Here is a 6,684-nt window from a genome sequence, read left to right as displayed (position 1 = left end):
TCGAGCGCCTCAACAAGGAGGTCAAACGCCGCGCCGATGTCGTCGGGTTCGGGCCCTCCTTCGAACCGATGGCAGTCCGGCCCTCACTCCCGAACGAAGCCTCAATCATTCGCCTGATCGGTGCTGTGCTGTTCGAGCAGAACGACGAATGGCAGACCGCCAGCCGCTACATGCAGGTCGAAGCCTTCACCCAGATCGACCACGAGCAGACCGATCCCATTCTCAGCATCACGACACAAGCCACCTGATCATGACCTCAGGCCACCCGACCAATTACAACACCTTGACGGACGTGACCCCTTAATGGCTAGGCACTCCTTACTGTGCTCGTCCAGGATGTTGATGGTCCGGAAACCCCGTCCATTATCGGTCCCGCAATGGACGAATTCGTAGGACCAGACGTGATCGCGATACTCCGGCCGCAACCGGACACAGGATCCGTCGTTCAGCCAGAGCCGTCCCTTCCTGGGGTGTCTTGCAGGCACTTTCAGCCCCTTCCATCGCCGCAGACGTTCGACGCGCTTGTCGTTTGCCAGCCATCCTGCGTCCCGGAGCAGCGCAGCGATCCGACGATATCCGAATCGTCCGTACGGACGGGTCAGCGCGATCATGTCCGCGACCAGGCGCTCTTCATCTGCCCGGCCCCCAAGCCGGTGTCGTTGGGTAGAACAGTGCTGGCCAACGCCCCGGCAGACACGACGCTCAGAAACCTTCAACTTGCTGCGCACATGATCGATGCAGGACCGCCGGCGGGCGGGGCTCAGAAGTTTCCCCGTGCGGCCTCGGTCAGGATCAGCTTGTCCAACGTGAGATCCGACACCGCCTTTCTTAGCCGGTCGTGCACTTTCTGCAGCCGCTTGAGTTCCTGCAGTTGGTCGGTTCCAATTCCGCCATACTGCTTGCACCACCGGTAATAGGCCTGCTCAGTAGTGCGAACCTCCCGGGCTTTCTTGCACAAATCGGAGTTTCAGCGCATTTCCTCTTTCTCTTGCAGGGCTTACCTAATGAGCTCTGTGACTGGCATGCCAAGAGCGGTGTACTGATTCAGCACCGCGATGCGGACCTGTCGTTCAGCGACCTGCCGATCAAAGTCTCTCGCCATGAGGCCCTTGCCGGGTCTTTTCACACAGTTCATCTTCGTCTCTGCGCGACTTAGGCGGTGGCATCCTGTCAGCCTTCGCCACCATCCCGGACGTCCAGGGCGTCCCTCATGTGGTGCCAGCCAGGTCTTGCTCTTGTGCACCCAGAGCAACAGGGATCCCCGCTTCCGCAGCGCGGCGTTGTAGCTGGACCAGTTTGTCTTACGATAGCGGGCGGAGATGGCTTGCTCATGCAGCGGGTCCAACGGCGTGGATTCAAGAAGTGAACCCTCCATCTCCAGAATTATGGGACAACGCCCCTTCAGCAACCTTACTTCCCGCAATCCATCATAAGATGTGGCAGTCGCAAGGTCTTTGACCGCGGAACTCCGCCCTCCGGGTGCAGATGGTACCTGTGACATTGCTTAGGCGGGGTAACGCCAGGGGCGGAGCTCGTCGACACGCGTGATCTTGTGATCAGAAATTTGGGTGAGCACCCATGTGAGCGAGGCTTGGGTGTCCACCTTTTTGAGTTTGGATGTTCGCAGGCTGAGACGGTGGCGGCAAAGCGAAGGTTTTCAAGAGTGCCGTTGACGGGCCACCCATTCCGCCAGGGTCGGGCGGTCCAGATCAATCCCCTCACGGGCATAGATTTGGCTTCGACGATAGAGCGGGAGATGATCGGCATATGTGCTGACCAGAGCATGTGTGAAAAGCCGGGGCCGGGTCGCCCACGTTCAATCGGACAAAACGGTAGTGTGGATCGGACAATCGCTTCGCAGCCCGGACAGGCTTTGCGGGGCCGGACAATCCGGTTCACGAAAAAGCGGCCAGGCGCATACTCAAGCTCTTTGGTGATATCCTTGCCGAGCGTCTTCAGTTTGCCGCCGCAGCGGGTGCAGTCCTCGCCCGGAAACAGCACTTCGTCATGCCGTCCAAATGATCGGGCAGCGGCTAGCGGCTATGCTGGCACGATGACTTGCCTTCAGTCGATGGTTGCGCAGGCTTGGCCTGTTCTGCCAACGCTTCGGCGATCTCTTCGCCTTCCCGGAAGGTCAGGTTGAGCTGATCGAGGTTCTCAGACTTTGATCCGAACCGGTGCCGGTTGTGCCCGTGCAACCGATGTTGAAGCTGTTCCACCTTCAGGCTCAGGACCTTGACCTCGTCAGCCAAACGCTGGTGTTGCGGGGGACAAGAATCAAACCGACAGATCTCGCAAAAGGCTGGCCACGCAGGTCACCGCGGTCAGGCCCTCACCCAAGATACGCCCACCATCGGACAAGGTAATGTCAACAAGGCTGGCGAAAACAAGCGCCGATTGTAGCGGTGGAGCTATCTCCTGACAAACCGGCTCGGGGACGGTGCTGCCACTCACCTCCACAGGCAGGCCACCGCATCATCGACCGGTTGTTCCGTGACCGGCGCAAAGCGCGGATCCTTAAGCCATTTGAAAATATGGTTCGCATTCACCGTATACCGCCGCCCAACCGACGTGCACAGGATTTCGACTGAGCGCAAATCTTCCGCTTCTCTTCATCCGCCCAAAACCGCTTCTTCCGCCTGCTCATGAAGTGCCTCATAGGGAACACTACTGATCGTGGACACTTAGCAGCGACCAACGACAAGCGTCAGGTCGGCTCCAGCGGAGGCTCATGGCACAGGTGTTCGCAGACGGGATCGAGTATTCTTCCAAGTATCCACTGCGCAAACCCGGTCGCCGCGAAAAAAAGAAAGCCCCCGACCTGTGAGGATCGGAGGCTCGAATTTGTAAATAGCCAGCGATTAGCCGCGCTCTTCAATGATCTCCACCAGATGCGGGATCTTGCGGACCATGCCGCGAATTGAGGGGGTGTCCTCAAGTTCACGGGTGCGGTGCATCTTGTTCAGGCCGAGACCCACGAGGATCTGACGCTGCTTGGCGGGGCGGCGGATCGGCGAGCCGATCTGCTTGACGACGATGGTTTTGGCCATGGTTTACGCCTCCTCGGACACTTGCGCGGAGGCGTCAGGAGCCTCGTCACGCTTGGGCAGGATGTCGGCAACCTTCTTGCCGCGGCGCTGGGCCACGGAACGCGGGCTGGCCTGGTTCTGCAGGCCGTCCAGCGTGGCGCGGATCATGTTGTAGGGGTTTTGCGAGCCATTCGACTTTGCAACAACGTCCTGAACACCCAGCATCTCGAACACGGCACGCATCGGACCACCGGCAATGATCCCGGTACCCTGCGGGGCGGTGCGCATGATCACCTTGCCAGCGCCGTGACGGCCTTGCACGTCGTGGTGCAGGGTCCGGCCATCGCGCAGAGGCACGCGGATCATGTTGCGCTTGGCGCTCTCGGTGGCCTTACGGATGGCCTCGGGGACCTCCTTGGCCTTGCCCTTGCCAAAACCAACGCGGCCGCGCTGGTCGCCGACAACCACGAGCGCGGCAAAGCCGAAGCGCTTACCACCCTTAACAGTTTTCGACACACGGTTGATCGCAACAAGACGATCGGCGAATTCGGGGGTTTCGTCGCGGTCGCGACCTTTGCCCCGGCGGTCTTCTCTGGCCATGTCTGGCTCCTTCATCTGGGCCGTCTGGCCCTTTCATCCGATCCCGGTGAGCGCCTGCAAGAGGCGCCCCCTGATCATCGAGGCGGGCCGGAGAACCGACCCGCCTGCTCTGTCTTACAGCTTCAGGCCGCCTTCGCGGGCCGCGTCGGCGAGGGCTTTGATCGAGCCGTGGTAGAGGAAGCCACCACGATCGAAATAAGCCGCCTCAACGCCTTTGGCCTTTGCGCGCTCAGCAAGAGCCGCACCCACCTTGGCCGCCGCTTCGACGTTGTTTTTGCCCACGACACCGAGATCCTTCTCGAGCGTGGAGGCAGAGGCCAGCGTAACACCCTGCACATCATCGATGATTTGTGCAGAGATGTTCTTGTTCGACCGATGCACCGAGAGGCGCACGCGGCCGGCATTGACCTTGCGAAGCTTGTTCCGGACGCGCAGGCGGCGCTTCTGGAACAGCTGGAGTTTGCTATTCGCCATCTGTCCGGCTCCTTACTTCTTCTTGCCTTCCTTACGGAAGATGAATTCGCCCTTATAGCGGATGCCCTTACCCTTGTAGGGTTCGGGACGACGCCAGTCGCGAATGTTTGCAGCAACCTGACCCACCTGCTGATCGTCGATGCCTTCGACAGTGATCTCAGTGGGCTTCGGGGTGGTGACGGTGACGCCGTCGGGGACCTGGAAATCCACGTCGTGCGACAGGCCGAGGTTCAGCTTCAGGACATTGCCCTGAGCCTGCGCCCGGTAACCCACACCGCTGATTTCCAGCTCCTTCTTGAAGCCCTGAGTGACGCCGGTCACGCAGTTGGCGATCTGGGTGCGGGTCATGCCCCACTGCTGACGCGCCCGCTTGGAGCCGCCACGCGGGGTAACCTTGATTTCGCCGCCATCGATTTCGATGGTCACGTCGTCCGTGGCCTGGAACGAGCGGGAGCCTTTCGGGCCCTTCACATCAATCCGCTGGCCGTCAAGCTTGGCCTCGACTCCCGAGGGCAGCTCGACGGGCTTTTTACCGATACGAGACATATATCCCTCCTTAGAAGACGGTGCAGAGCACTTCGCCGCCGACATTGGCAGAACGCGCGGCCTGGTCCGACATCACACCCTTCGGGGTGGAGACGATGGACACACCGAGGCCCTGACGGACGGACGGGATGTTTTCGACACCCATGTAGACGCGGCGACCGGGCTTCGAGACGCGCTTGAGTTCCTTGATGACGGGGGTGCCGTCAAAGTACTTCAGGCTGATCTCGATGGCGGGGTGGCCCCGCTCGTCGGTCGTCTTCTCATAGCCGCGGATGTAGCCTTCGTCGGCCAGCACATCCAGCACCCAGGCGCGCAGCTTGGAAGCCGGCGTCTTGACGGTGGATTTGCCACGCATCTGAGCGTTGCGGATCCGGGTCAGCATATCACCGAGAGGATCGTTCATCTGTTAACCCTCCTTACCAGCTGGACTTGACGAGGCCGGGGATCTGACCCTGGGAGCCGAGCTCCCGGAGCGCGATCCGGCTCATCTTCAGCTTACGGTAATAGGCGTGGGGACGCCCCGTGAGCTGACAACGGTTGTGAAGACGGGTGGCCGAGGAATTGCGCGGCAGTTTGGCCAGCTTCAGCTGGGCCTTGAACCGCTCTTCCATCGGCTTCGACTCGTCGCGCGCGATTTCTTTGAGCTCAGCACGCTTGGCGGCATACTTCTCCACCAGCGCCTGACGCTTCTTTTCGCGTTCGATCATTGCTTTTTTTGCCATGATGTCCTCCAGGCTCAGCTGCTGAACGGCATGTTGAAATGCTTCAACAGCGCCTTGGCTTCCGCGTCGGTTTTGGCGGTGGTGACGATGATAATGTCCATACCCCAGACCTCATCGACCTTGTCGAAGTTGATCTCGGGGAAGACGATGTGCTCTTTCAGGCCCATGGCAAAGTTGCCATTTCCGTCAAAGCTCGGCTTCAGGCCGCGGAAGTCACGCACGCGCGGCAGCGCGATGGTGATCAGGCGGTCGAGGAAGTCGTACATGCGGTCAGCCCGCAGGGTCACCTTGGCACCGAGCGGCATGTCTTCACGGACGCGGAAGCCGGCGATCGACTTCTTGGCCTTGGTGATGACGGCCTGCTGACCGGCGATCAGCGTGAGATCGTCGGCAGCGGATTTTGCCTTTTTCGAGTCCTTCACGGCCTCGGCACCGGCACCGATGTTCAGGACGATCTTTTCCAGACCGGGGATCTGCATGTCGTTCTTGTAGGAAAATTCTTCCTTCAGAGCGGCGCGGATCTCGTCCTTGTACTTCGCCTTGAGGCGCGGGGTGTATTGGGTCGCGTCGAGCATCAGATCGCGTCTCCCGTGGTCTTGGCGTAGCGGACCTTCTTGCCGTCTTCCATGCGGAAGCCGACGCGGGTCGCTTTGCCGTCCTTGTCCAGCATGGCCAGGTTCGACAGGTCGATCGGCATCGCCTTGGGCAGACGACCGCCCTGCGAGGTTTGCGACTGACGCTGATGACGGATGGCCATGTTCACACCTTCCACCACGGCCTTGCCGGCCTTGGGGTCAACGGACTGGATCTCACCCTGCTGGCCTTTATCTTTGCCAGCAAGAACGACGACCTTGTCGCCTTTACGGAGTTTCGCAGCCATCACAGCACCTCCGGAGCAAGCGAGATGATCTTCATGTAGTTCTTGGCGCGCAGCTCACGGACCACCGGGCCGAAGATACGCGTGCCAATCGGCTCGCCGTTGTTGTTCAGAATGACGGCGGCGTTGCGATCAAAGCGGATCGCGGTGCCGTCCTCACGACGGACTTCCTTGGCGGTCCGAACGACGACGGCCTTACGGACATCGCCCTTCTTGACGCGGCCGCGCGGAATGGCCTCTTTCACGGAGACGACGATCACGTCGCCCACCGAGGCATATTTCCGCTTGGACCCGCCGAGGACCTTGATGCACTGAACTCTCCGGGCACCGGAGTTGTCAGCCACATCCAGATTGGTCTGCATCTGGATCATGTAGGTTCTCCCGACCTTTGGGGGGTGTTCTGTTGTCGCCCCCAGGGTTTCGCAAAAATGGGGAG

13 protein-coding genes and 4 pseudogenes are annotated in these 6,684 nt (G+C 60.3%); 1 reads left to right on the top strand and 16 read right to left on the bottom strand.

Going from position 1 to position 6,684, the window contains the following annotated elements:
- A partial coding sequence (locus tag FEV53_RS10525) for a transposase (protein ID WP_185962153.1) occupies positions 1-248 on the top strand: 248 nt, incomplete at its 5' end.
- 42 nt (positions 249-290) lie between these two features.
- Here FEV53_RS10525 and FEV53_RS10520 read toward each other — a convergent pair.
- The 16 genes and pseudogenes from FEV53_RS10520 to rplN all read right to left on the bottom strand — a co-directional run.
- Positions 291-943, bottom strand: a pseudogene (locus FEV53_RS10520) (IS3 family transposase); the annotation flags it as partial.
- Between the two features lie 54 nt (positions 944-997).
- A pseudogene (locus FEV53_RS10515) lies at positions 998-1,183 on the bottom strand (IS5/IS1182 family transposase); the annotation flags it as partial.
- 6 nt (positions 1,184-1,189) lie between these two features.
- Positions 1,190-1,332: pseudogene (locus FEV53_RS10510) on the bottom strand (IS5/IS1182 family transposase); the annotation flags it as partial.
- 172 nt (positions 1,333-1,504) lie between these two features.
- Positions 1,505-1,627 carry a transposase domain-containing protein gene (locus FEV53_RS22110; RefSeq protein WP_142834775.1) on the bottom strand — a complete coding sequence of 41 codons (123 nt, stop codon included), beginning with the start codon at positions 1,625-1,627 and terminating at the stop codon, positions 1,505-1,507.
- A gap of 30 nt (positions 1,628-1,657) precedes the next feature.
- Entirely contained in the window at positions 1,658-1,780 is a 123-nt protein-coding gene (locus tag FEV53_RS21230) for an IS66 family transposase (RefSeq protein WP_221931605.1), read from the bottom strand.
- 134 nt (positions 1,781-1,914) lie between these two features.
- Positions 1,915-2,001, bottom strand: a pseudogene (locus FEV53_RS21485) (hypothetical protein); the annotation flags it as partial.
- Between the two features lie 32 nt (positions 2,002-2,033).
- Positions 2,034-2,252, bottom strand: a complete 219-nt coding sequence (locus FEV53_RS21220; RefSeq protein ID WP_221931603.1) for an IS66 family transposase — start codon at positions 2,250-2,252, stop codon at positions 2,034-2,036.
- 609 nt (positions 2,253-2,861) lie between these two features.
- Complete coding sequence (gene rpmD, locus FEV53_RS10490; RefSeq protein WP_142834771.1) at positions 2,862-3,050, bottom strand: 50S ribosomal protein L30; 189 nt, start codon at positions 3,048-3,050, stop codon at positions 2,862-2,864.
- A gap of 3 nt (positions 3,051-3,053) precedes the next feature.
- On the bottom strand, positions 3,054-3,629 hold the full coding sequence (gene rpsE, locus FEV53_RS10485; protein WP_142834770.1) for a 30S ribosomal protein S5: 576 nt from the start codon (positions 3,627-3,629) through the stop codon (positions 3,054-3,056).
- A 114-nt stretch (positions 3,630-3,743) separates the two neighbouring features.
- Positions 3,744-4,103, bottom strand: coding sequence for a 50S ribosomal protein L18 (gene rplR, locus FEV53_RS10480; RefSeq protein WP_142834769.1), 360 nt, complete (start codon positions 4,101-4,103; stop codon positions 3,744-3,746).
- 12 nt (positions 4,104-4,115) lie between these two features.
- Positions 4,116-4,649: a 50S ribosomal protein L6 gene (rplF, locus tag FEV53_RS10475; RefSeq protein WP_142834768.1), complete on the bottom strand. Its 534-nt coding sequence runs from the start codon at positions 4,647-4,649 to the stop codon at positions 4,116-4,118.
- 10 nt (positions 4,650-4,659) lie between these two features.
- Complete coding sequence (rpsH, locus tag FEV53_RS10470) at positions 4,660-5,052, bottom strand: 30S ribosomal protein S8 (RefSeq protein ID WP_142834767.1); 393 nt, start codon at positions 5,050-5,052, stop codon at positions 4,660-4,662.
- 13 nt (positions 5,053-5,065) lie between these two features.
- The gene (gene rpsN, locus FEV53_RS10465; protein WP_142834766.1) at positions 5,066-5,371 is read right to left on the bottom strand and encodes a 30S ribosomal protein S14; all 306 of its coding nucleotides are present in this window, start codon (positions 5,369-5,371) and stop codon (positions 5,066-5,068) included.
- A 14-nt stretch (positions 5,372-5,385) separates the two neighbouring features.
- Positions 5,386-5,946 carry a 50S ribosomal protein L5 gene (gene rplE / locus FEV53_RS10460; RefSeq protein ID WP_142834765.1) on the bottom strand — a complete coding sequence of 187 codons (561 nt, stop codon included), beginning with the start codon at positions 5,944-5,946 and terminating at the stop codon, positions 5,386-5,388.
- A complete protein-coding gene (gene rplX / locus FEV53_RS10455) occupies positions 5,946-6,251 on the bottom strand; it encodes a 50S ribosomal protein L24 (protein ID WP_142834764.1) in 306 nt (101 codons plus the stop codon). Before rplX ends, rplE begins: the two co-directional genes overlap by 1 nt.
- Positions 6,251-6,619 carry a 50S ribosomal protein L14 gene (gene rplN / locus FEV53_RS10450; protein WP_142834763.1) on the bottom strand — a complete coding sequence of 123 codons (369 nt, stop codon included), beginning with the start codon at positions 6,617-6,619 and terminating at the stop codon, positions 6,251-6,253. The genes rplX and rplN overlap by 1 nt, the downstream gene beginning before the upstream one ends.
- Positions 6,620-6,684 lie beyond the last annotated feature (65 nt).

The organism is Palleronia caenipelagi, from assembly GCF_007004065.1.
GTDB classification, from domain to species: Bacteria; Pseudomonadota; Alphaproteobacteria; order Rhodobacterales; family Rhodobacteraceae; genus Palleronia; species Palleronia caenipelagi.
Note: the sequence above shows the minus strand (reverse complement) of the source record. Positions and strands in the feature narration are given on the sequence as shown.

Excerpts from the sequence above, each read along its gene's own strand:
- rpmD (WP_142834771.1), bottom strand. The coding sequence starts at position 3,050 with ATGGCCAAAACCATCGTCGTCAAGCAGATCGGCTCGCCGATCCGCCGC.
- rpsE (WP_142834770.1), bottom strand. The coding sequence starts at position 3,629 with ATGGCCAGAGAAGACCGCCGGGGCAAAGGTCGCGACCGCGACGAAACC.
- rplR (WP_142834769.1), bottom strand. The coding sequence starts at position 4,103 with ATGGCGAATAGCAAACTCCAGCTGTTCCAGAAGCGCCGCCTGCGCGTC.
- rplF (WP_142834768.1), bottom strand. The coding sequence starts at position 4,649 with ATGTCTCGTATCGGTAAAAAGCCCGTCGAGCTGCCCTCGGGAGTCGAG.
- rpsH (WP_142834767.1), bottom strand. The coding sequence starts at position 5,052 with ATGAACGATCCTCTCGGTGATATGCTGACCCGGATCCGCAACGCTCAG.
- rpsN (WP_142834766.1), bottom strand. The coding sequence starts at position 5,371 with ATGGCAAAAAAAGCAATGATCGAACGCGAAAAGAAGCGTCAGGCGCTG.
- rplE (WP_142834765.1), bottom strand. The coding sequence starts at position 5,946 with ATGCTCGACGCGACCCAATACACCCCGCGCCTCAAGGCGAAGTACAAG.
- rplX (WP_142834764.1), bottom strand. The coding sequence starts at position 6,251 with ATGGCTGCGAAACTCCGTAAAGGCGACAAGGTCGTCGTTCTTGCTGGC.
- rplN (WP_142834763.1), bottom strand. The coding sequence starts at position 6,619 with ATGATCCAGATGCAGACCAATCTGGATGTGGCTGACAACTCCGGTGCC.